Annotated in this window: 18 protein-coding genes, 2 tRNA genes and 1 pseudogene; 13 read left to right on the forward strand and 8 right to left on the reverse strand. The window is 66.5% G+C overall.

Annotation, left to right across the window (positions count from 1 at the left end; translation table 11 throughout):
• The first annotated feature begins 213 nt into the window (after positions 1 to 213).
• Positions 214 to 1,131 (forward strand): phosphotransferase family protein, encoded by a 918-nt coding sequence (locus ACNI14_RS04555; protein WP_073186133.1) that lies wholly within the window; start codon positions 214 to 216, stop codon positions 1,129 to 1,131.
• A gap of 209 nt (positions 1,132 to 1,340) precedes the next feature.
• Here the strand turns inward: ACNI14_RS04555 and ACNI14_RS04560 are convergent, their stop codons facing one another.
• Positions 1,341 to 1,649, reverse strand: a complete 309-nt coding sequence (locus tag ACNI14_RS04560) for a TFIIB-type zinc ribbon-containing protein (RefSeq protein WP_073186152.1) — start codon at positions 1,647 to 1,649, stop codon at positions 1,341 to 1,343.
• Between the two features lie 344 nt (positions 1,650 to 1,993).
• On the opposite strand from ACNI14_RS04560, the gene ACNI14_RS04565 reads away from it, so the two are divergent.
• The 3 genes from ACNI14_RS04565 (at position 1,994) to ACNI14_RS04575 (ending at position 5,197) form a co-directional block, all read left to right on the forward strand.
• Positions 1,994 to 2,863 (forward strand): hypothetical protein, encoded by an 870-nt coding sequence (locus ACNI14_RS04565; RefSeq protein WP_420518755.1) that lies wholly within the window; start codon positions 1,994 to 1,996, stop codon positions 2,861 to 2,863.
• A protein-coding gene (locus ACNI14_RS04570; protein ID WP_420518756.1) for an IS3 family transposase occupies positions 2,790 to 3,994 on the forward strand; the annotation gives its coding sequence in 2 pieces (ribosomal slippage) (positions 2,790 to 3,086 and positions 3,089 to 3,994; 1,203 coding nt in all). The genes ACNI14_RS04565 and ACNI14_RS04570 overlap by 74 nt, the downstream gene beginning before the upstream one ends.
• Positions 3,995 to 4,246: 252 nt before the next feature.
• Positions 4,247 to 5,197 carry a CPBP family intramembrane glutamic endopeptidase gene (locus ACNI14_RS04575; protein ID WP_073186130.1) on the forward strand — a complete coding sequence of 317 codons (951 nt, stop codon included), beginning with the start codon at positions 4,247 to 4,249 and terminating at the stop codon, positions 5,195 to 5,197.
• A 406-nt stretch (positions 5,198 to 5,603) separates the two neighbouring features.
• Here ACNI14_RS04575 and ACNI14_RS04580 read toward each other — a convergent pair whose 3' ends face one another.
• Together ACNI14_RS04580 and ACNI14_RS04585 are read right to left on the reverse strand one after the other, a co-directional pair.
• The gene (locus tag ACNI14_RS04580; protein WP_226997256.1) at positions 5,604 to 6,104 is read right to left on the reverse strand and encodes a hypothetical protein; all 501 of its coding nucleotides are present in this window, start codon (positions 6,102 to 6,104) and stop codon (positions 5,604 to 5,606) included.
• Positions 6,105 to 6,150: 46 nt separating this feature from the next.
• Positions 6,151 to 6,528: pseudogene (locus tag ACNI14_RS04585) on the reverse strand (DNA cytosine methyltransferase); the annotation flags it as partial.
• A 301-nt stretch (positions 6,529 to 6,829) separates the two neighbouring features.
• Between ACNI14_RS04585 and mobF the strand changes: the two are divergent.
• Both mobF and ACNI14_RS04595 read left to right on the forward strand, forming a co-directional pair.
• Positions 6,830 to 10,453: a MobF family relaxase gene (mobF, locus tag ACNI14_RS04590; protein ID WP_317840151.1), complete on the forward strand. Its 3,624-nt coding sequence runs from the start codon at positions 6,830 to 6,832 to the stop codon at positions 10,451 to 10,453.
• A gap of 140 nt (positions 10,454 to 10,593) precedes the next feature.
• Positions 10,594 to 10,965 carry a sulfate permease gene (locus ACNI14_RS04595; RefSeq protein ID WP_317839370.1) on the forward strand — a complete coding sequence of 124 codons (372 nt, stop codon included), beginning with the start codon at positions 10,594 to 10,596 and terminating at the stop codon, positions 10,963 to 10,965.
• Between the two features lie 36 nt (positions 10,966 to 11,001).
• On the opposite strand, the gene ACNI14_RS04600 is transcribed toward ACNI14_RS04595, so the two are convergent.
• A complete protein-coding gene (locus tag ACNI14_RS04600) occupies positions 11,002 to 11,985 on the reverse strand; it encodes a DNA-processing protein DprA (RefSeq protein WP_300148877.1) in 984 nt (327 codons plus the stop codon).
• Positions 11,986 to 12,251: 266 nt separating this feature from the next.
• On the opposite strand from ACNI14_RS04600, the gene ACNI14_RS04605 reads away from it, so the two are divergent.
• The gene (locus ACNI14_RS04605; protein ID WP_300148879.1) at positions 12,252 to 13,292 is read left to right on the forward strand and encodes a DNA adenine methylase; all 1,041 of its coding nucleotides are present in this window, start codon (positions 12,252 to 12,254) and stop codon (positions 13,290 to 13,292) included.
• On the opposite strand, the gene ACNI14_RS04610 is transcribed toward ACNI14_RS04605, so the two are convergent.
• Together ACNI14_RS04610 and ACNI14_RS04615 are read right to left on the reverse strand one after the other, a co-directional pair.
• Positions 13,243 to 14,760, reverse strand: coding sequence for a hypothetical protein (locus tag ACNI14_RS04610; protein ID WP_073186125.1), 1,518 nt, complete (start codon positions 14,758 to 14,760; stop codon positions 13,243 to 13,245). The two genes, ACNI14_RS04605 and ACNI14_RS04610, sit on opposite strands and share 50 nt — an antisense overlap.
• Positions 14,761 to 14,932: 172 nt before the next feature.
• Positions 14,933 to 15,262 carry a helix-turn-helix domain-containing protein gene (locus tag ACNI14_RS04615; protein WP_245787872.1) on the reverse strand — a complete coding sequence of 110 codons (330 nt, stop codon included), beginning with the start codon at positions 15,260 to 15,262 and terminating at the stop codon, positions 14,933 to 14,935.
• A 272-nt stretch (positions 15,263 to 15,534) separates the two neighbouring features.
• On the opposite strand from ACNI14_RS04615, the gene ACNI14_RS04620 reads away from it, so the two are divergent.
• Positions 15,535 to 16,320: a DUF4126 domain-containing protein gene (locus ACNI14_RS04620; RefSeq protein WP_420518761.1), complete on the forward strand. Its 786-nt coding sequence runs from the start codon at positions 15,535 to 15,537 to the stop codon at positions 16,318 to 16,320.
• A gap of 50 nt (positions 16,321 to 16,370) precedes the next feature.
• On the opposite strand, the gene ACNI14_RS04625 is transcribed toward ACNI14_RS04620, so the two are convergent.
• Positions 16,371 to 17,123 carry an ABC transporter ATP-binding protein gene (locus ACNI14_RS04625; RefSeq protein WP_420518762.1) on the reverse strand — a complete coding sequence of 251 codons (753 nt, stop codon included), beginning with the start codon at positions 17,121 to 17,123 and terminating at the stop codon, positions 16,371 to 16,373.
• A gap of 61 nt (positions 17,124 to 17,184) precedes the next feature.
• On the opposite strand from ACNI14_RS04625, the gene ACNI14_RS04630 reads away from it, so the two are divergent.
• From ACNI14_RS04630 to ACNI14_RS04640, 3 genes are all read left to right on the forward strand, one after another.
• Positions 17,185 to 17,850: an ABC transporter permease gene (locus tag ACNI14_RS04630; protein ID WP_420518763.1), complete on the forward strand. Its 666-nt coding sequence runs from the start codon at positions 17,185 to 17,187 to the stop codon at positions 17,848 to 17,850.
• Positions 17,847 to 18,578: an ABC transporter permease gene (locus ACNI14_RS04635; RefSeq protein WP_420518764.1), complete on the forward strand. Its 732-nt coding sequence runs from the start codon at positions 17,847 to 17,849 to the stop codon at positions 18,576 to 18,578. The genes ACNI14_RS04630 and ACNI14_RS04635 overlap by 4 nt, the downstream gene beginning before the upstream one ends.
• Before the next feature lie 133 nt (positions 18,579 to 18,711).
• Positions 18,712 to 19,719, forward strand: coding sequence for a glycine betaine ABC transporter substrate-binding protein (locus tag ACNI14_RS04640; protein ID WP_420518766.1), 1,008 nt, complete (start codon positions 18,712 to 18,714; stop codon positions 19,717 to 19,719).
• Positions 19,720 to 19,773: 54 nt separating this feature from the next.
• On the opposite strand, the gene ACNI14_RS04645 is transcribed toward ACNI14_RS04640, so the two are convergent.
• Positions 19,774 to 19,849, reverse strand: a tRNA-Lys gene (locus ACNI14_RS04645).
• 120 nt (positions 19,850 to 19,969) lie between these two features.
• Between ACNI14_RS04645 and bcp the strand changes: the two genes are divergently transcribed.
• Both bcp and ACNI14_RS04655 read left to right on the forward strand, forming a co-directional pair.
• Positions 19,970 to 20,440, forward strand: coding sequence for a thioredoxin-dependent thiol peroxidase (bcp, locus tag ACNI14_RS04650; RefSeq protein ID WP_420518768.1), 471 nt, complete (start codon positions 19,970 to 19,972; stop codon positions 20,438 to 20,440).
• A 120-nt stretch (positions 20,441 to 20,560) separates the two neighbouring features.
• Positions 20,561 to 20,642 (forward strand) — tRNA-Leu (locus ACNI14_RS04655).
• Positions 20,643 to 20,683: the final 41 nt, after the last annotated feature.

Here is a 20,683-nt window from a genome sequence, read left to right on the forward strand (position 1 = left end):
TCAGGAGACTGACATCAGCAAGGATCAATCGACTCACCCAAGCGCTGGTGACGCCCGAGCGGCGCCGCGAGCCCCCATCAGGCTGAGGACCAGGACGATCGTGATGCTCCTCATCGGGGTCGCATTCATCGCTCTGTGGGTCTACCTCGGACTCCAGTTGACCCGTCCGGTACCGACGCCGGCACATTCAACGATCTCGGCAGTTCACTCCAGGTGAGCGAGATCCAGGCAGTGATCCCGAGAGGGATAGCCGACTTCGTGCGAACAGTGGCGAGTGACCATGGCGGTGAAGCGGCCTCGCACACTGTCGTCTCTGAGTTGGCCCACCAGGGCCAGCGCCGACCGCAGCCCGATCGGGCGCGCGCACGGCTCTACGCCTGCGCCGGAGTTGTCGTGAAGATACACCCCTTTGGGGCCGATACAGCACTCCTACGACGCCGGCTGCAGGTCATCACCCAACCCGGAGCAAGCCGCTTCTGGGTTCAGCCACTGCACGGCATTCCGATACTCGCGCCCGACGGACAACTCACCACGATCTGGCCACGAGTAGCCGTGCTGGCTCCCGACCACCGGCCACCGTGGACGCAGTTGGGAACCCTGCTTGCTGAGCTGCATCGCACCCGTCCCGCTGGGTCGTCATTCCCGCAGGCGGGCGTGCTTGCCCGGCTTGGCCGGGCGATTGACTATCTGCGCCGCCGTCCCTACGACGACCTGATCTGGCTGGTCGAACTCGGCGAGAACCTTGCCAGCCGGCTACGCCGGCCACAACGCACCGCGATGATCCACGGCGACCTCCACCTGGGTCAACTGGGCCGCCCCTCGCCGGCGGGCGACTGGTACCTGCTCGACCCCGACGACACGGGCGTCGGCGACCCGGCCTGGGACCTTGCGCGCCCAGCCGCGTTCTGGGCGGCAGGGTTGCTCCCTGACGAGCCCTGGACGATCCTCCTCAATGCCTATCGAGCCGCTGGCGGTCCCGCCGTGCCGCCAGCCGGCGACCCCTGGACCGACCTCGACCCACCGGCTCGCGCCGCGACCCTGATCGCGGCCGCTCGCTCTCTCCGCTCCGGCGAGTCCCCAGCCACGACCCGCGCACTGCTACAGGCGTGCCGCCGGATGCAGGACAGTTGACAGCCCCAGCAGAAACCACAGGTGCCGGCGGTTCACCGTGCCACGCCGACATCCGAGTCAGCGTCAGCGACCCGCCTCACTCCGACGCCCGGGTGCATCCGCACAAGCCACAACGGCGAGCGGGCCGGACGGCCCGCGACCGAGGCTGTCCTCGTGGTTGGCGAGCACCGCCCGCGTCGCCACCAGTCGATGAACGCAGGTCCGCGAGACTAGCTGGAAAAGAACAACCCCGCCAGGCCGCCTTTGCGATACCGACGATCACCGTGCTTGCCCCAAGCGGGGCCATAGCCGGGCGGTGGCGGTGCCTGGCTGACGAACCGGCCCTCCATCTGCGTGAGGTGCTCAAGTTCACCGAAGTCGAGGAAGAGCCCTCGACAACTTCCGCACTGCTCCAGCTGGATTCCGTTGCGCTCATAAGTTCGCATCGCGCCGTGACACTTCGGGCACACAATCGCCGCCCGCGGGGGTTCCTGCCCCGGATAGGGATCGTATGGACGCGGGTGGTTCGGATAGGTCATGCCACCAATCATGACGACCCGAGCCAAATCATCGGCCAGCTCATCGAGGCCGGGACGGAATGTGGAACGCGGGGTCTGGATGAAGACGAAACCGGCGTCTGGCTTGCACAAACGCCACGGAACAAGACGGGAGAGTTGTGTGACTCCTCCAACACCAAGTTGTGCATAGACACACCAGGGAGCCGTCGGAGAGGGTGGAACTCGAAGGGGAGTAGTTCCGTCCAGGCCCTCGGTTCGGACGCGGTGCGTCGACATGCTGGCGGTCATCCTGATCCGCCCGGCGTAGCACCTCATTTTGCGAGGCGAACGAGACCTTCGGCCACGGCCTTGACCTGGAGTGCCCAATGCCTGCTGCCCTGATCCGCCGCGTCCTGCTGTGTCTACTCGTTGCAGGCCCAGCCGTCGCCATCCGTGTGTTGGGAGTTGAGTTCTCAGCAGTGGCTGAGGTAGTCGTCTTCGGCGCGGCTGTGGTGGCAGCAGCGTTCCTTCTCGCCTGGGCCGCCGAAGCCGCCCAGAAGGACATCTCGGGCGCCCTCGCCATTGCCTTGCTGGCACTGATCGCAGTTCTCCCGGAGTATGCCGTAGACCTGTACTACGCCTACCGCTCCGGTTCCGATCCGTCCTACCTCCACTTCGCGGCCGCGAACATGACCGGCTCGAACCGGCTGCTACTCGGCTTCGGCTGGCCCCTCGTCGTGGTCGTCGCACTCGTCGTCGCGCGCCGCCAGGCACGCCGGGACGATGCACCCACCCCCAATGCGCTGGAGCTGCCTGTTGCCAGCCGACGAGACGTCGGCTTCCTCGCTATCCTCGGGCTCGTCGCGTTCGTGATCCCGCTCATCGGGAGCATCCCGCTGTGGTTCGGGGTCGGTCTCATCGTCGTGTTCGGCCTCCATCTATGGCGAGCCGCGCAGACCTACGACGCTGACCAGGAGGAGTTCGTAGGCGCGGCAGCGCTGATTGCCGGGCTTGACGCCCGACCGAGGCGCATTCTCGTCGTGGCGATGTTCCTCGTCTCCGGGGCGGTGATCCTGATCTCAGCCGAACCGTTCGCCGATGCACTAGTCGCCTCAGGCTCGGGGGTCTGCTGCACGGATAGGTGTCAACTGATCTGCCTAGCTTTCGGGTTGGGCTGGGAGGATGTTGACCGTGTCCAAGAAGCCGTATCCCAAGGAGTTCCGCGACGACGTTGTCCGTGTCGCCAGGAACCGTGAGCCCGGTGTCGGGCTGGATCAGATCGCCAAGGACTTCGGGATCCACTTCACGACGTTGTACGACTGGTTGAAGAAGGCCGACATCGAGGACGGTGAACGCCCCGGCACCACCCAGGTGGCCTCGGCTGAGCTGCGGGAGGCGAAGCGGCGGATCCGGCTGCTGGAGCAGGAGAACGAAGTGCTCCGCAGGGCCGCGGCCTATCTGTCGCAGGCGAACCTGCCGGGAAAATGATGTACCCGCTCGTCACCGAGCTGGCCGCCGACGGGGTTCCTGTCACGGTCGCGTGCGGGGTGTTGAAGCTCGCCAGGGCGCCGTACTACCGCTGGCTGGCCCATCCGGTCACCGACGCCGAGCTGGTCGAGGCGCACCGTGCCAACGCCCTGTTCGACGCCCACCGCGACGATCCGGAGTTCGGCTACCGGTTCCTGGCCGATGAGGCACGAGAGGCCGGCCAGGTGATGGCCGAGCGCACGGCGTGGCGGATCTGTGCCGACAACGGCTGGTGGTCGAGGTTCGGGAAGAAACGCGGCAGGAACGGCAAGAAGCCGGGCCCGCCGGTCCACGACGACCTGTGCGCCGTCACTGACGAGAAGGGCCGGACCCGGCACGAGTTCAACGCCGAGGCGGCGAACCAGCTGTGGATCGGCGACATCACCGAGCACTGGACGAACGAGGGCAAGCTGTACCTGTGCGCGTTCAAGGACGTGTACTCAAACCGGATCGTCGGCTATTCCATCGACTCCCGGATGAAGTCCCGCCTCGCCGTCACCGCATTGAACAACGCCGTCGCCCGCCGCGGTGACGTTGCCGGCTGTGTGGTCCACACCGACAGGGGATCTCAATTTCGCAGCAGGAAATTCGTCGGCGCGCTCAACCGCCATTCCATGGTCGGATCGATGGGGCGGGTCGGCGCCTGCGGCGACAACGCCGCCATGGAATCCTTCTTCTCCCTGCTCCAGAAGAACGTCCTCAACCGACACACCTGGGCCACCCGTGACGAGCTCCGGATCGCCATCGTGACCTGGATCGAACGCACCTACCACCGGCGCCGGCGCCAAGACGGGCTGGGCCGATTGACCCCCATCGAGTACGAGACCATCATGACCACGACAGCCACTCAGGCTGCGTGACCAACCACTGTCACCTGATCGTGCAGCAGACCCTACCGTCACCGACGTCAGCCCCGCGGCTGCGGCCGTCCGGGTCACCGTCGACGACACTACGATCGACCTCGGCCTCCCGGCCGCCATTGCAGTACGCGTCAGCCCCCGAACAGACCCAGAAGCACACACCCCTGGTCCCGCCTAGGTTCCGCCAATGAAGGGCCTCGGCATGGACAGCGCTCAGCCGGGGCTCACGGGAGCACACAGAGAGCACTGCACATGGCTTATCCCAGCAATCAGCCGGACCCAGACAGCAGGACGGACAAGACCTCGCCCGCGCCGCCGGTCACCTACGCTGAGCAGCTCAGCTGCCAAGCAGGACGACCCGCAGCGCTGCTCGGCATCCTCATCGCGTTCGCGTTCTACTTCACTCTCACGCCATGGATCTCGCTGGCGATCACCGCCGTCTCCCACTACGTGACAGCACCCGACGTGCCTTTCACCGACTTTCAGAGTTATGCCGCCAGCTACCAGATACCCACCGGACTCGCGGCGAACGGCATCGCCATCGCCGGGCTGCTCCTGTGCTGCTGGCTCCTGATGACCCGACTCCACCGTGCCCCGCTTGGACAACTCTCCTCGGTGGAACAACGTCTGCGCCGCGGCTATCTCGGGATATGTCTCGGGATAGCGACCATCCTCATCCTTGGCGGGAGCTTGCTGGTCGGCTACCTCCAAAGCCAGCCCTTCCAGTTCGCGCCGCAGCCGCAGTGGTGGAGCTTCCTTGTCGTCGTGGCAATCGTCACCCCGTGGCAGGCCGCAGCCGAAGAGTACCTCTTCCGCGGCTACCTACTACAGTCGATGACCAGACTCACCGCCAACCCCTGGATCGGGGCCGCCGCATCGTCACTCGTGTTTGCCTCACTCCATGGCGTCCAGAACGCCGCACTGTTCGTAGACAGACTCGCTTTCGGGCTGCTCGCCTCGACCCTCGTGATCCTCACCGGCGGTCTCGAAGCAGGCATCGCGGCTCACATCATCAACAATGTCGGCGCCTACTCCATCGCCGCAATGACCTCCAGCATCGCGCAACTCCGGGCAACGCAGGCGATCTCATGGACCGACGCCCTCACAAACATCACCATCTTCGCCGCCTTCGCCACGGCGGCGACACTCGTCATACGACTACACCGGCTACCCACGAGGATGGATAACGCGGACGCGTCATAGGCCCAACCCCTGTCAACGACTCCCAAACAGGCAACAAAGCGCGCTACCCCACACCTCTCAATCACCACCCACACCGCGGACCCCAGCACGCCGAGCGCCAACGGGCTCCTACTGCTCGCTGCCTGGCCGACCTACGAACGCAGGATCACCGCATCGGGGACACCCCCGCCGCTCACCCAGCGGAGTGATCGCGGCCGGCGGTCGCGTAGCCTCCGCTACCCAAGCGGCGAGAACGCTGACACGGCAGTCAGTGCGATCGCCGCTTGTAGAGGCAGGACCCCATTGCCAAGCGCCATCAGTTGCTGGTTCGGCGGAAGGCCATGTCGTGGATCGGAGAGCCAGGCGGTAGGGAGTCCCATGAGCCACTCCACGAACTCCGGTGCTGGACGCGGGCCATTCTCGTTCCTCAGGAGTGCGGGCGCTGGTGCGACTCGTCCGGTGATGTGCTCCCAACGAGCCACGGCGTGGGCATAGCGTCCCCAGCGGTGAAGATGTCCTCGGTCAGCGACCACAACGTCGCCGAGTCGCTGTGCCTGCTGAGCGAGCCATCCGGTCCGTGGAGCGCGAGGTCGATGATCTGGTGCGAGAGTGCGATCGTGCCCCGTCTCGCCTTCACCTTGTCCAGGGTCTCTCCACCTCGAAGCGAGTCCGACGCGAGCGGGGTTCGGAACAGCGTCTTGACGCTGGGCCAGGAGGAAGATGCGGAACCGGGGGTGAGGAGCGCCGACAAGGGAAGCAGGTAGACCGACCCATCGTGCATCCATCCGCAGGTCGGCCAAATCGCCGAGTACGGCGCCGGCTGCTCGTAGAGGTCGAGTTGCGCTGTCTCCCAGATGCCACGGGTCGGGCTCCAGAGCGCGAAGGGCTGTATCGTCGGGGGTTGCTGCGCAGGGGTTGCGCGGGGCATTGTCGTCTCCTTCGGTGATCGGTCGGATGGCTGGGGACGAGAGCAGACCGCGGACGTTTTCGATGACGACCCATTGGGGTTGCAGCACTTCGATGGCTGTGCCCATGTGCGCCCATAGACCTGAGCGGGTTCCGGGTGCGAGACCGGCGCGCTTGCCGACGGTGGACACGTCTTGGCAGGGGAAGCCGCCGATCAGAATGTCAACGGGCTCGACCTGCGACCAGCTGATCCTTGTGATGTCGCCCAGATTCGGGGCGTCGGGCCAGTGGTGGGCGAAGACCCTGGCCACGGGCTCATTGATCTCAGAGAACCAGACGGTCTCTCCGCCGAAGACATGTTCGACAGCGAGGTCGAGGCCGCCGTATCCCGAGAAGAGCGAACCGATCCTCAGCGGACTCGCGGGATCGGTCGGTGTGTCGTGCATGAATGCTCCGGCTGACGGGATGATCCCCGGCCAGAACTCGCGTGAGTCGTGTCGCCGGGCTGGTCACCTGTCAGGTGCACCACTACGTCGTGCTGACCTGTCCTCGCGGTCGCCGGCCCAGTGCCATCCAGTCCATCGACCAGCAACGTCCATTCACGACAGCCCGCACTCAGGAAGCTCCGCCACACCCTGCCTTTTCTGAGCTGACACGCCTCTTGCAGGTCGAGGTTGAGCCGGCCATGACCGCTTCAGAAGTCACCGGGTGAGGGTGCTCACCTGCCCGGCAGGAGCGGAGGTGGGCATGACGGTTTCGATGCGCGTGATGTCGGCAGGTGACGGCTACAAGTACCTGCTCAAGACCGTCGCGGCAGCCGACGGCAACAGGCCGCTCTCGACGCCGCTTACCCGCTACTACATGGAAGAAGGCACACCGCCCGGCCGCTGGCTCGGCGCAGGCGTAGCGGCCCTCGGCAAGGGCGAGATTCAGGTGGGCGACCGAGTATCGGAACACCAACTCCAGCTCCTCATGGGCACAGGCTGTGATCCGATCACCGGCGACAAGCTCGGCCTGGGCTTCGCGGCATACAAGAACCAGGAGCAGCGAATCGAAGCGCGGATCGCCGACCTCGAACCGACCATGACCCCCGGCGCCAAGGGAGAGGCCGTCGCGCAGATCGTTGCCGAGGAGACAGCCCGAAGTACACGGCGTGCTGTGGCGGGCTTCGACTTCACCTTCTCGATCCCGAAGTCCGCGAGCGTGTTGTGGGCAGTCGCCGACGCCGGGGTACAAGCACTCATCGCCGAGGCGCATCATCGCGCGGTTGCGGAGGTGGTTGCGTTCATGGAACGCGAGGTTGCAGCCACGCGCACGGGCGCAACCGCCGGAGACGGCGCGGTTGCGCAGGTCGATGTCACCGGGCTCATCGCGACCGCCTTCGATCACTTCGACTCCCGCGCCGGCGACCCCCACCTCCACACGCACGTCGTCATCAGCAACAAGGCCAAGACCGTCCTCGACGGCAAATGGCGCTCGCTCGACGGCAGACCCATGCACACCGCCGTCGTCGCGCTCTCCGAACTCCACGAAGCCGTGTTCGCCGACCACATGACACGCACCTTCGGCGTCTCATGGGAGGCCCGAGAGATGGGCCGCGACCACAACCCTGCATGGGCGATCACTGGAGTGCCCGAGGAACTGATCGCCGAGTTCTCTACCCGCGCGCGTCACATCAACGCCGAGACCGATCGCCTCATCGCCAAGTACGTCGCAGCGCACGGACGACGCCCGACACCAGCGGCGATCATGAAATTGCGAGCTCAAGCCACACTCGCGACTCGGCCCGAGAAGCAGGTTCGGTCCTTGGCTGACCTCACCGTCGAATGGCGGGAGCGCGCCACGAAGTCGTTGGGGCGGGATGCGACGACGTGGGCGCGCGAGGTGACCGACAACGACAAGCCGCTCCTGCTGCGTGCCGACGACGTGCCGCTCGATGTCATTGGCGAGATTGGGCGTTCGGTCGTCGAGGTGGTCGGTGAGAAGCGCTCGACCTGGCGACGCTGGAATCTCATGGCCGAGGCATCCCGGCAGACGATGGGCTGGCGCTTCGCCACCATGCACGACCGGGAAGCCATCGTCGCCATGGTTGCCGATGCCGCCGAGTTCGCTTCGCTTCGCTTGACCCCGCCCGAACTCGCCGCCTCGCCCGTCGTGTTCCGTCGTCCCGACGGCACCTCGGTGTTCCGACCGAAAAGCTCGACGGTGTTCACCTCCGAGGCCCAGCTCGCGGCCGAGGACAGACTCCTCGAACGAGCCGCCAACCTCGGCGGGCCGACGGTGCCGCTGTCAACCATTGAGAAGATCACGCGCAGACCCGATGCGGACGGTCGGATGCTCGGCGACGACCAGGCCGACGCCTTGACCCGGATCGCGGTGTCGGGACGGATGCTCGACGTACTGGTCGGTCCCGCCGGGGCGGGCAAGACTACCGCCATGAACGCGCTCCGCCGCGCATGGGAAGCCGAGCACGGCTCCGGTTCCGTCGTCGGTCTCGCGCCGTCAGCGGTTGCTGCTCAGGTTCTCGCTGACGATCTCGGGATCGCGACCGAGAACACGGCGAAGTGGTGGCAGAACCACCTTCTCCACGGCACCACGTTCGAGGCGGGCCAGCTCGTCATCATCGACGAAGCCTCCCTCGCTGGCACCCTGTCACTGGACCGCCTCACCCACCTCGCCCAGGACGCTGGCGCGAAGGTGCTGCTGGTCGGCGACTACGCCCAACTGCAATCCGTGGATGCGGGCGGTGCGTTCGCGATGATCGCCAGAGACCGGGCCGACACCCCCGAACTGGTCGATGTTCACCGCTTCACCCACGCCTGGGAGAAGACCGCCTCGCTCGAGCTGCGTCACGGGCGCACGGCGGCTATCGACACCTACCTCGCTCACCAGCGCGTCACCGACGGCGATGGCGAGGCCATGACCGATGCCGCCTACAACGCCTGGCGCGCCGACCGCGACGCAGGACTGGTCTCGGTACTGATCGCCGAAACCCACGAAGACGTGACCACGCTGAACCGTCGCGCCCGAGCAGACCTGATCCTCAACAAGACGCTGAACCCCGACCGTGAAGTCGAGCTGCGCGACGGCACCGCCGCAGGCGTCGGCGACACCATCATCACGCGACGCAACAACCGGAACCTACGCACCCTGACCGGGCGTGACTGGGTGCGCAACGGCGACATCTGGACCGTCACCGCCGTCGGCGACGACGGGACCATCACCATCGCACGCGACTACGGAACCGGCACCACTGTGCGCGACGACGGAACCATCAGGGCTCGCAGGCGTGGACGCAGGTTCGGCGGCAGCATCGTGCTTCCAACGTCGTATGTGGCCGAGCATGTCGATCTCGGCTACGCAGTCACCGCGTACCGCGCCCAAGGCATCACGACCGACACCGCGCACGTCCTGGTCGAACCGACCTCGACGAGAGAGACCTTCTACGTCGCGATGACCCGAGGACGGCACGCAAACCACGCCTACGTGACCCTCGACCGCTCCGACGACCATGCCCAGCCGCACCCTGGCGACGACCCGCATGCCACCGCGCGAAGCGTGCTCTACGGAGTTCTGCAGCACAGCGGTGCCGAACTCTCGGCGCACGAGACCATCGTCGCCGAGCAGGAGCAGTGGGGCTCGATCGCCCAGCTCGCCGCCGAGTACGAGACCATTGCCGCCGCAGCCCAACACGACCGCTGGGCTGCCCTCGTCCGCTGCTCCGGGCTCACCGACGAACAGGCCGAGAGCGCCATCGAATCCGAAGCATTCGGCCCCCTTGCCGCTGAACTTCGCCGCGCCGAGGCCAACCACCACAACCTTGATGCGCTCTTGCCGCGCCTCGTGGCCGCGCGAGGATTCGATGACGCCGACGACATCGCCGCCGTCCTCCACTACAGGGTCGAGCGGACGACCGCACGTCCAGCAGGCTCAGGCCGGACTCGCAAGCCAGCCCGACTCATCGCCGGCCTCATCCCGCAGGCGCACGGCGTCATCGACGTCGAGATGCGAGCCGCTCTCGACGAGCGAGAGGAACTTATCGAGGCACGCGCCGACGCCACACTCGAAGCCGCACTTGCCGAGGGTGCACCGTGGACGAAGACACTTGGAACGCCGCCCACCGACCGACGACGAGCCACGACCTGGCGCAAGGCCGCCCGCGTAGTCGCGGCCTACCGAGACCGGTACCGCATCACCGACGACGCGCCCATCGGTGCCCCGCCCGAGTCGGCCGCGCAGAAGATCGACGCCGCCCGAGCGCGCTCCGCGCTCGACAAGGTACGTCAGCTGGTCGCTGATGAGAGCCGTCAGGCAGAGGTCGATCTCCAGGCCGTCAGGCGCGACCAGCCCGGGCCTGGGCGCAGCATCTGACCCTTCCCAATGTCATGACTGGGGCGTAGCCTTGAAGGTGAGGCGGATTTCTCCTTACCTTTGGGCCGCTCGCGGCAGACCTTCGGGTCACTCTCCACGCACCGTCTCGACAACGACTCGCGTGTTGAGAGGAGCCCATCATGATCCGCCTACTGTGGACAGCCAGCGCCGAGGTCCGCTATTTCCTGCGTCGCTACATGCCGAGCAACGTCCTGCTCGACCTGATCCGCACCAGGAAGGGGCTGAAGTGGGGCATGCCAGCGATGCTGCTCGCCGGCCCATATCTGGCCATCGCCTTCTGGTGCACCACACTCATCGAGAACGGCCGCCCAGGATGGCTCCACCTCGTGGTCCTGCTCTGCATCTGGAACGCTCTCAAGATGCTGGCCATCGGCCCCGTGAGTGTCGTTCTCCTCGCAAGGGCTCGTGCCCATGAGTATCGCGCGCAGCGGCAGCAGCAGGAGCTCTCCGAGGGTGTGCCACTGGGTGAGCTCGCTCGAAGCTCTCGCTGAGTTCAGGGCCAGTCGTCCTAACTACCGACTGGCCCGCTAGAGCGTGCGAGTCGGAGCAGGCGAAGGCAGACGGACATGCTCCCTGTCGAGTCGCTCTCGTGACACCTGGCACCGTTCCACCAGCTTGGTGAGGTCCGAAGTGTCCGCCACCAAGGACGCGATGCCATCGCGCAGCAAACGATGCGGCCCAACACTCGCGGCGCTCGTGACTGGACCGGGGACGGCACCGACACGTCGGCCGAGCTCGGTGGCCCGCTGGGCAACCAGCAGTGACCCTGATCGCGCGCCCGCCTCGACGATGACCGACGCGGAGGACAGCGCAGCCATCAGTCGTGCGCGGGCGATGACCCGGTGTCGGGTTGGAACGGCACCGGGCGGAACCTCGCTAACGAGAAGGCCGACATCGGCGACGCGATCGAGCAGGTCGCGATGGCCGACAGGGTACGGGCGATCAACTCCGTTGGCGAAGATGGCGATCGTGTCGCCACCTGCGGCGAGCGCGGCCTGGTGCGACGCGCCCTCGATCCCGTAGGCGCCTCCCGCGACGACAACTCGTTCGTCGGCGGCAACGGAGCTGGCGAGTTCCCCGGCGACGTATTCGCCATAGGAGGTACAGGCCCGAGCGCCTGTGATCGTGACAAGATCGCTCACCGGGCGCGAGAGGAAGGACGACGCGCCGCGAGTCCACAGAACGTAGGGGGCGACTTCACCGAGATCATCGACGGCGGTGGGCCAATCGCTATCGCCTGGGATGAGCGCGCGAACGCCCGATTGCTGCACCTGGTCGATGCGCGCGGTCAGTTCCGTTGCGCCTGGCGCGCTGAGGTGGTCGCGCCAGACCTGCGCGTCCACCGGGCTCAGCCCGCCTACTGCACCGTCGTGTTCAGCCAGCCAAAGCGTTTCGACTGCTCCGAGCCTGGACAAGATGCGTCCTGTCACCGGGTCGTTGGGCTCGACGAGCATCGACAGCACCATCCTCGCGGTGCGCTCGTCGCTCGCGACATCACTCAAACTGGCCATCTTCGGTTCCTCTCGGCGTTCGTTACCGACGAGGTGCGCGGACCGAGCCTCGCGGACACCCACCCTGCTCAGGGGTCCTCTCCCGAGTGAGGCGAAACGGGCGCAGCTACGGAGATTCACCCGGCGGACTCCGAAGAACGGCCTATTCGCGGGAGCGTCCGCGTGGCGAACCACGATGTGATCTGTAACGAGTACTATCCGTAACATGAAGCGTCTAGGCAGCCTGAGTGACGTGGGGCTCACCGAGCTTGATCGCGCGTTACGCCATGAACGCCTACGCCGCCGAGAGGCATGGCGAGATTGCGAGCACTGCGACCAAGCCTTCCTCGGACGAGGTGACGCTCGCTTCTGCTCAGCCCGCTGCCGTGTTGCCGCACACCGGGCAAGGAAGGACTCCAATGACTGACAGCCTGCGTGTCATCGGGTCACGCCGATACGGCACACTCTCACCATTGCGATACCCCGGCGGAAAAGCTGCGCTCGCTGGCTTCTTCGCTGACATCATCGACATTCTTGGCATCAAGGACGCCCGCTACATCGAACCCTACGCCGGAGGTGTGGGCGCGGGGATCGCGCTTCTGCGCGAGGGCATCGTCCAACACTTGGTAGTCAACGACATCGACCCAGCCGTCCACGCCTTCTGGAAGTCCGTCGTTGGCAACAACGCAGAGTTCGTAGAAATGGTGGCGTCAACACCACTCACGATCGACGAGTGGCAGCGCCAGCGCGACGTATATCGCTCACGGGACGAGCGCGATGCACTGCGCCTGGGCTTCGCGTTCTTTTTCTTGAATCGAACCAATCGCTCCGGGATTCTGAACGCCGGCGTTATCGGCGGCCAGCGCCAGGAGGGAAAATACAAGATTGATGCGCGATTCAACCGGCTCACACTCGTCGAGCGGTTGACTGCGATCGGTGCTCTAGCGGATCGAATCACGGTCTCTGATCTGGATGGCCGGACTGTGATCCAGCAGTACTCTCACGATGACCGGTCATTCATGTACATCGACCCGCCCTACGTGCAAGCAGGCTCGCAACTCTATCTCAATGCCTTCGACGGACGAGACCACAAGGCACTCTCGACGATCGTCAACTCCGTTGAAAGTGCACACTGGTTGATGACCTATGACACAGCCCCGCTGATCGAGAAACTGTATCGAGATCAGTTCCAGTGCCGACTGGAACTCACCTACTCCGCCAGGTATCCGGGCCAGGCGGAAGAGCTGCTCGTGGCATCCCCGTCTGTCGCGCGGGCGATCAAGTCGTTGCAGACGACGTCTGCGATGGCGGGCGCAACAAGCGCCTAAGCAGCGGGTTCACGACCTTCCATGCCTGCCGGACGTCATCCGCACTCACGGAAGCATCGGCACTGTGCGCGATGAGGTTGAACCACTGGATCGATCCGTGCTTGTGCGCGTTACCCGACTGGATAGCACTAATGCCTGACTTGAGCGACTTCTCTTGTCCATAGGCCTGCACCACGCGCTTGAATACATCGCTCAACTGTCCAGTGGCGGGGGTTGGAGAGCCCTCGAAATGGACCTTGATGGTGGCCTCCAATACTGAGCGCATGAGGATCGCGGCCGCGATAGGGAGATTCGAGAGGCTGATCTTGCGCAACTCGAAGTATCGCAGCTTGAGATTCAGCGGCGCGTTCTCGTAGTCCAGCCCCGACAGATCAAGCGTGTCCTTCGTGTCTGGATGGTTGGGTCCACGGCTGCCCGTGCCGCCAGGAGGGCCGGGTGGGTTCGGAGCAGCACCACTCCCGCCAGTGTTGGGGCCACCGGGCGCGCCGGACGCGCCACCTTGGGACGGCCCGGATGGCGTCGGTTGCACGGGAGGAGTGGGCGGCGCTGGTTGGGGCGGAGCCGCAGTCGATACGCCGTTGAGGCGATCCACCAGGGACTGATACTCCTGGTTGCGCTTCTTGAACTCTGGTGAGCGAGTGTTGAGACGCCCTGCACGGAACTCGCTGACAAGGTACTCCAAAGCATTGAGCTTCTTCTTCGTCAACTTCACAGCGATCTTCTCAGGCGTCGAGGCCCGCGGCAGAAGCATGCCATCCTTGTCGAACTCGACACCGATCGCGGAGGCAATCTCCTTGCTTCGGTAGGCATACTCGAAGGCCGACATCGCCAGGTCGTCACTTGCGGCGTACTGCCGGAGGGTGTGATCGGAGAATGGCGCTGCGCTGAGGAAGCGCCGCATCACGGCCATCCGCATGAACCTGGCAACCTCGACATCCGGGTACTGTGCCTTCACATCGTCGACCGTGGTCTGCTCGTCGACGAGCGAATAGTAGAAGGTTGCCTGCTGATCGCGACTCCAGCGCCTCTTCGAGATGCCGGTGTGCAACCTCGCGACGTGAGGTGCAGCCGTCGCCCGGTCGGGAGCGACGATGACACGGATTCGTTCGGGGAGATTCTCCGCCTCCACTGCGTACCGCTTCAGCAGCGCGCGAATCTCTGCCTCATGGCCGGGCACGATCGTCGGGTCCTGAAGCGCCTTGAGCGCGCTAACTCGACGGTTGCCTTCCAGCACGGTGTATGGGGAGCTACCGCCGGACGCTGATGCCGACGTCACGATCGGGACTTCGTTGTCGAAGTAGCCGTCACGGAGGATCAGGCGCGCCGCTCCGAGGACGTCCTCGGATGCAAACAGGTACTTCAGCGCACCTGCTTCGTCGTCGCGGCGTGTCGGTATGCGGTAGTTCTCCAGGTCGAGAAGGAGCTGTTCGAGGTCGACCTCGACTATCGGTAGCTGCTCGTAAGCCATATCCAGCCCTGCTCTCGTGCTCCGTCCGGCGATCCACGCCCTCGGTGCCGAACTGGCGAGAGCAGTCGTTCGTCTCCAACGGTAGCTGCACGCCTCGCTCTCCGGGCTGAGACACGTCGGGAGCGACGATGTCCGCCGAAACCCTCTGCGCCATCAGCGGCCCAGAGCGGCGCTACGAACTGCTGGCGGACTCATCCGCAATGAGTCCAGCCTCGACCAGTGCTGCGCGCACGGCCTTGCGGTCCACGCCCATCCGGCGGCCGATCGCGCGCATCGAGACGCCCGCGCGTGCGAGGCGCACGGCCTCGGCCTTCTCGTCGATCCCGAGCCCTGGTCGGCGGCTCGGCACGTTGCGGCGACGTAGGTGAGCGAACACGGTGGCGCGGTGGATACCGTACCTCTCGGCGAGGGCCTTGACGCTCATCCCGGCCAGGTAGTCGCCGACGAGCGCATCCACCTCGGAGGCGGTGAGAAAAGTTTGAGCCGTCTCGACAGTCCTCACGACGGGGCCACGATCGTCCTTCGGAGCGGTATCCTGGGGACGTCGGGAGACCTCGTAGACCCCACGGTCTAGGCGGCTGACCAGGATTTTTGTCTTGGGGGCGGAGTTGCCGAACGTGCTACTCAGGCACCCGTCAGTCGGAAGGGCCGTCCCGCTCGGGGCGGCCCTTCTGCGTTCCCGGCGCAGCGCCCACGGCCGCGCGAACCCGATGCGACGGGCTATCGTTGAGCGGTCACCCACGCGCACTGTGCGTGCGCGGAATGGAGGTAGGGATGCTCGCAGCGCTCACCGGCGCGGGCCTGTCCGCCGCGGCAGGTCTCAATGCATTCATCCCGTTGGTGCTGGTGGGCGTCTTCGCCCGGTTCACCGAGTTCATCCAACTCCCCGCACACCTCGAATGGCTTCAGTCCTGGCCGGCGATCATCATCTCGCTCGGCCTGCTGGTCGCCGAGCTGATCATCGACAAGATCCCCGGGGTGGATCACGTCAACGACCTGATCCAGACCGCCGTGCGGCCCGTCGTGGGCGGCATCATCTTCGCGGCCACCGCCGCCTCGACCGTGGTCGACGAGTCGAACTTCTGGCAGGACAACCCGCTGGTCGCTGGCGTGGTGGGCGCAGTCGTCGCGCTGTTGACCCACGTCGCCAAGGCCGCCTCACGACCCGCCGTGAACGCCACGACCGGCGGCACCGGCGCCCCGCTCGCCTCCTTCGCCGAGGACGCGATTGCGGTCGCGCTGGTGCTGATCGCCATCTTCGTGCCCGTGCTCGTCGTGTTCGTCTTCGTAATCATGGGGATCGCGGTGTACCGGATCGTCACGACGGGCAGGCGCAGACGGCGGCACCGGGAGATGCGACAGGCCGAGGAACGCCTGGAGCGCGAGTCTCAAGAGGCCGAGGGCGGCATGGTCGCGTGGTGGCGGTCCAAGTGGCGCGAGCCGCGACGGCTGTCACGCTCCTCGAAGCACTCGTGGATCGACGGCTCCGATGACGACCCCGGGCCCGATGCCAGCGCCGGCAGCTCACGCACGCCCGGATCCCCCCAGAGCCCCAAGTAGGCAGCACCCGCCGAGCCGGCCCGCGCATCGGCCGTCGGGGCCTGCGTGGACTAGCCGGCGATCGCGCCGAAGTCCGCGAGGAAGTCCTTCACGAACTCGTTCGCTGGCTGCTCCGTCACCTCGGCGGGAGTGCCGATCTGCTCGATCGCGCCGCCCTCCGAGAACACCGCGATGCGGTCAGCGAGGATCACGGCCTCGCGAATGTCGTGCGTCACCATCATCACGGTGAGGCCCAGCTGGCGCTGCAGGTCGCGGAACTCCTGCTGCAGGCTGCGGCGGCGCTGGGGATCGACGGCCCCGAAGGGCTCGTCCATCAGCAGCACCGGCGGCTCGACCGCGAGCGCGCGGGCCACGCCCACGCGCTGACGCTCGCCGCCGGACAGCTCGTGCGGGTAGCGCCCGCCGTAGGTCGAGTGCGGCAGGCCCACCAGGTCGAGCAGCTCCTCGGTGCGGCTCTGACGGCGCTCCTTGTCCCACTTGAGAAGGCTCGGCACGGTCCCCACGTTCTGCGCGACCGTGCGATGGGGAAACAGCCCCACGTGCTGAATCATGTAGCCGATCGATCGCCGCAGCTGCACGGCGTCCTGGCTCATGATGTCGACTCCGTCGACGGTGATGGTGCCCGAGCTCGGCTCGACCAGCCGATTGACCATCCGCAGCGTCGTGGACTTGCCGCAGCCCGAGGGGCCGACGAGGCACATGATCTCTCCTGGAGCCACGTCCAGGCTGAGGTCCTCGACGGCGACCGTGCCGTCCGGATACTCCTTGCGGACGTGCTCGAACGCGATGCCGGCGTGTTCCATGCCGCCACGCTACCGTGCGGGCGGCTGGTCGCCGGGGCCCGCGCCCTGTAGCGTCTGGGAAATGGACGCGCCCGAGAATCCGTGGCTCTCCCTCGACTACCTCGAGCGCAACTGGGAAGAGGTGTCGGAGCAGTTCCTCATCCACACCACGCTCACGCTCCAGGCCCTTGCGATCGCCGTCGCGATCGCATTGCCTCTCGCCGTCATCGCGAGGCGCATGCCGCGCCTGTCCGCCCCGATCATGGGAGTGAGCGGGGTGCTGTACACGATCCCGTCGTTCGCGCTGTTCGGGCTGCTGGCGCCGTTCACCGGGATCGGCCGCACCACCGTGCTGATCGGGCTCGTGGCCTACGCGCTGCTCGTGCTGGTGCGCAACATCGTGGTGGGCCTGCAGGGCGTCGACCGGGACGTCACCGACGCCGCTCGCGGCATGGGCTACACGCCGATGCGGCTGCTGTTCCAGGTCGAACTGCCGAACGCCCTGCCGTCCATCATCGCGGGGCTGCGCATCGCCGCGGTCAGCACGGTCGCACTCGTGACCGTGGGTGTGGTGGTGGGCTACGGCGGGCTCGGCCAGCTGATGTTCCGCGGGCTGCAGTCCGACTACCGCGCGCAGATCATGACCGCGACGCTGCTGTGCCTCGCGCTCGCGCTGGTGCTTGACCTGCTGCTCGCGCTCGCCGGCCGGCTGGCGATGCCGTGGGCGCGACGGAGGGCGGCGGCATGAGCACGCTCAGCGAGGCATGGGAGTACCTCACGACGGCCCAGAACTGGATCGGCGCCAACGGCATCACCACCGCCACGTTCGACGGCGGATGGCGGTTCGCGCAGGATTCGATCATCGCGCTCACCCTCGAGCACCTGTGGATGAGCTTCGCGGCCGTGGTGCTCGCCGTGGCCGTCGCGCTGCCGCTGGGGGTCTTCCTCGGCCACGTGCGCAAGGGCGGCGCCGTGACGGTGGTGTCCTCGAACGTGAGCCGCGCGATTCCCACGCTCGCGCTGCTCACCCTGTTCGCCGCATCGGCCATCGGCTTCGGCAACAACGCCGTCATCCTGGCCGCCGCGATCTTCGCGTTCCCCCCGATCCTGTCCAATGCCTTCACCGGGATGGCGGACGTGGACCCCGACGTCCGCGAGGCCGCTCTCGGCCAAGGCATGACCCGTTTCCAGGTGGCGACGAGGGTGGAGCTCCCGCTCGCGGTCCCGCTCATCGCCGCGGGCCTGCGCACCGCGACCGTGCAGACGGTCGCCACCGTGCCGCTCGCGGCTCTCGTGGCGGGCGGCGGCATGGGCGTCATCATCAACACCGGGCTCGCGACGCAGCGCTACGGTCAGGTGCTCGCGGGGGCGGTCCTGGTCGCGGGACTCGCGCTGGTGACGGACGGAATCATGTCCAGGCTGCAGCACACCGTGACCGCCGCCCCACTGCGGGAGGCGGCGGCCGCAACCGCCTGAACCCGCGCATCGGCCGAACTCACCCTCGCGCCCAGGCCACTGTGCGCCTAGCCTGGTAGACACCGTCAGCCGGGAACATCCCGGGCTCCCTGGTGGTTGCTCATCCTGATTGACCCCGACACGAGGAGCAGACATGCGCACCCGCAATGCCACTTTGGCGGCCCTGGCCGTCGCGTCGCTGACGCTCGCCGGCTGCAGTTCCGGCGACTCCGACGACCCCACGCCCACGCCCGACGAGTCAACCGAGCCGACGACTGCGGCCTCGGAGACCGCCATGGCCCAGCAGTGCCTTCCCGTACCCGGCGAGCAGTTGGTGGTGCTCGAGGACGACATGATGCTCCAGAACTCCGACAACATCATTCCCGCGCTCAATGCGGACGTGGCGACCGACGACGTGATCGCGGCTCTCGATGCCGTCTCCGCCGCGCTCGACACGGAAGGGCTCATCGAGCTGAACAAGGCCGTCGACATCGACCGTCAGACCTCGGAAGAGGTGGCCGAGGCATGGGTCGACGAAGCCGGCATCAGCGTCGAGGAGACTGGCGACGGCAGCACCATCACCGTCGGCGCCGCGAACTTCACGGAGAACATCACCCTCGCCGAGATCTACGCCGAGGTGCTCGAGGACGCCGGCTACGACACCGAGGTCCGCGAGATCGGCAACCGGGAGACCTACCTCCCCGCGCTCACGGGCGGAGAGATCGACATCGTGCCCGAGTACGCCGCCACGTTCGCGGAGTTCCTCGACGGCGACGTCGACAACGTCGTGGCCTCCGGCGACATCGAGGAGACCGTCGCGGCTCTCGAGCCGCTCGCTGAGGAGCAGGGACTGGTCGTGGGCGCTGCGGCCGATGCGCAGGACCAGAACGCCTTCGCCGTCACGCAGGGCTTCATCGACGCCTATGGCGTCACGTCGCTCTCGCAGCTCGCGGAGTCGTGCGGCGAGATCGTGCTCGGCGGACCCCCGGAGTGCCCCGAGCGCCCGTTCTGCCAGCCGGGGCTCGAGAGCACGTACGGCATCGACATCGCGGAGTTCCGCTCGCTCGATGCCGGCGGCCCGCTGACCAAGACCGCGATCACCACCGGTGAGGTGGCCGTGGGACTGGTGTTCTCGTCGGACGGCGCCCTCGCGACCAGCTGACGCACCCGGACGCACAGAAGGCCCGGTCCCTCATGGGACCGGGCCTTCTGCCGTTGGTACACCCCCCGGGACTCGAACCCGGAACCCACTGATTAAGAGTCAGTTGCTCTGCCAATTGAGCTAGAGGTGCTCGCGGCGCGCATGCCATGCCGCGCGGTGCGAAAGACAACTTTAGCAGGCGCAGGCGAGCGAAGCGAAATCGAGCGGGCGCGGGAATGGTCCACGGGCCATACGGCGTTAGGTTGTCACCATGACAGACAACCGACTCGCTGCAGGCGACCCCGCCCCCGACTTCACCGCCGTCACCGACCAGGGCACGTTCACGCTGTCCGAGCACCGCGGCCGCCACGTCATCCTCTACTTCTACCCCGCCGCCATGACGCCCGGCTGCACCACGCAGGCGTGCGACTTCCGCGACTCTCTGGACGCGCTCAAGGGCGCCGGATACGAGGTCGTGGGCATCTCGAAGGACGAGCCCGCGAAGCTCGCCCAGTTCCGCGAGCAGGAGGGCCTGACGTTCACGCTGGTGTCCGACCCCGACCGCGAGGTGCAGAACGCCTACGGCGCGTGGGGCCTCAAGAAGCTCTACGGCAAGGAGGTCGAGGGGTCGATCCGCTCGACCGTCGTGGTGGGGCCCGACGGAGACGTCGAGCTGGCCCAGTACAACGTCAAGGCGACGGGCCACGTCGCGAAGCTGCGCCGCGACCTGGGGCTCGACTGACCCACTCACCCGCAGTCGCCCAGATTGGCGCTGCTGGGTATCCAGCACGGCGCTGGCGCTCAGGATTGGCCGTGCTGGGTATCAACGGGGCGTACCGGGCCCCAGTATCCTGATGGCCGCGCGCGAGTGGCGGAATTGGCAGACGCGCTGGATTTAGGTTCCAGTGTCCTCGGACGTGGGGGTTCAAGTCCCCCCTCGCGCACGTCGAGGCGATGCGGCCATCCGCCCCTTGGTGCGGGGAGG

Source organism: Demequina pilifera, assembly GCF_048814985.1.
Classification (GTDB): Bacteria; Actinomycetota; Actinomycetes; order Actinomycetales; family Demequinaceae; genus Demequina.

What these genes read in the sequence shown, in the direction of transcription:
- ACNI14_RS04595 (WP_317839370.1), top strand. Translation starts at nt 10,594, where the DNA reads ATGATCCGCCTACTGTGGACAGCCAGCGCCGAGGTCCGCTATTTCCTG.
- ACNI14_RS04565 (WP_420518755.1), top strand. Translation starts at nt 1,994, where the DNA reads ATGCCTGCTGCCCTGATCCGCCGCGTCCTGCTGTGTCTACTCGTTGCA.
- bcp (WP_420518768.1), top strand. Translation starts at nt 19,970, where the DNA reads ATGACAGACAACCGACTCGCTGCAGGCGACCCCGCCCCCGACTTCACC.
- ACNI14_RS04620 (WP_420518761.1), top strand. Translation starts at nt 15,535, where the DNA reads ATGCTCGCAGCGCTCACCGGCGCGGGCCTGTCCGCCGCGGCAGGTCTC.
- ACNI14_RS04605 (WP_300148879.1), top strand. Translation starts at nt 12,252, where the DNA reads ATGAACGCCTACGCCGCCGAGAGGCATGGCGAGATTGCGAGCACTGCG.
- ACNI14_RS04580 (WP_226997256.1), bottom strand. Translation starts at nt 6,104, where the DNA reads ATGCCCCGCGCAACCCCTGCGCAGCAACCCCCGACGATACAGCCCTTC.
- ACNI14_RS04640 (WP_420518766.1), top strand. Translation starts at nt 18,712, where the DNA reads ATGCGCACCCGCAATGCCACTTTGGCGGCCCTGGCCGTCGCGTCGCTG.
- ACNI14_RS04630 (WP_420518763.1), top strand. Translation starts at nt 17,185, where the DNA reads ATGGACGCGCCCGAGAATCCGTGGCTCTCCCTCGACTACCTCGAGCGC.
- ACNI14_RS04610 (WP_073186125.1), bottom strand. Translation starts at nt 14,760, where the DNA reads ATGGCTTACGAGCAGCTACCGATAGTCGAGGTCGACCTCGAACAGCTC.
- ACNI14_RS04560 (WP_073186152.1), bottom strand. Translation starts at nt 1,649, where the DNA reads ATGACCTATCCGAACCACCCGCGTCCATACGATCCCTATCCGGGGCAG.
- ACNI14_RS04600 (WP_300148877.1), bottom strand. Translation starts at nt 11,985, where the DNA reads ATGGCCAGTTTGAGTGATGTCGCGAGCGACGAGCGCACCGCGAGGATG.
- mobF (WP_317840151.1), top strand. Translation starts at nt 6,830, where the DNA reads ATGACGGTTTCGATGCGCGTGATGTCGGCAGGTGACGGCTACAAGTAC.
- ACNI14_RS04625 (WP_420518762.1), bottom strand. Translation starts at nt 17,123, where the DNA reads ATGGAACACGCCGGCATCGCGTTCGAGCACGTCCGCAAGGAGTATCCG.
- ACNI14_RS04635 (WP_420518764.1), top strand. Translation starts at nt 17,847, where the DNA reads ATGAGCACGCTCAGCGAGGCATGGGAGTACCTCACGACGGCCCAGAAC.
- ACNI14_RS04575 (WP_073186130.1), top strand. Translation starts at nt 4,247, where the DNA reads ATGGCTTATCCCAGCAATCAGCCGGACCCAGACAGCAGGACGGACAAG.